The sequence below is a fragment of the Chromohalobacter sp. HP20-39 genome, assembly GCF_033052815.1.
GTDB lineage: Bacteria > Pseudomonadota > Gammaproteobacteria > Pseudomonadales > Halomonadaceae > Chromohalobacter.
Map to the genome: position 1 here is coordinate 1 of NZ_JAWHTP010000496.1, position 293 is coordinate 293.

The following is a 293-nucleotide window of genomic DNA, read 5'->3' on the forward strand; positions in this document are numbered from 1 at the left end:
GCTGCGCGGAATCGGCCTGCGACGGGATACTCTCGATGCCGGTCAGTGCCAACAACGCCTCGCGCTGCGTGACTTCTTCGGCCTGAGCAATGGCCAGGGCACTACGAGCCGACGCCAAGGCGCCATCGGCCTGGTTTCTGTCGGCTTGCGCCAGGTCGCCCGCGCGAACCCGGCGAGCCACATCTTGCGCCAACTCGTCCGCGCTGCGGGTGCGATCCTGCGCCGCCATCAATTCGGCCTGGGCACGCTGCCATGCCCACCATGCCTGGCGAACCTGTCCGGCCGTGCGTAGC

Annotated in this window: 1 protein-coding gene; it reads right to left on the bottom strand. The window is 68.6% G+C overall.

Features of this window, described 5'->3' with window-relative positions:
• Positions 1-293, bottom strand: a 293-nt coding sequence (locus RVY79_RS18950) for a TolC family protein (protein ID WP_317466105.1), incomplete at both ends; no start/stop codon positions are given.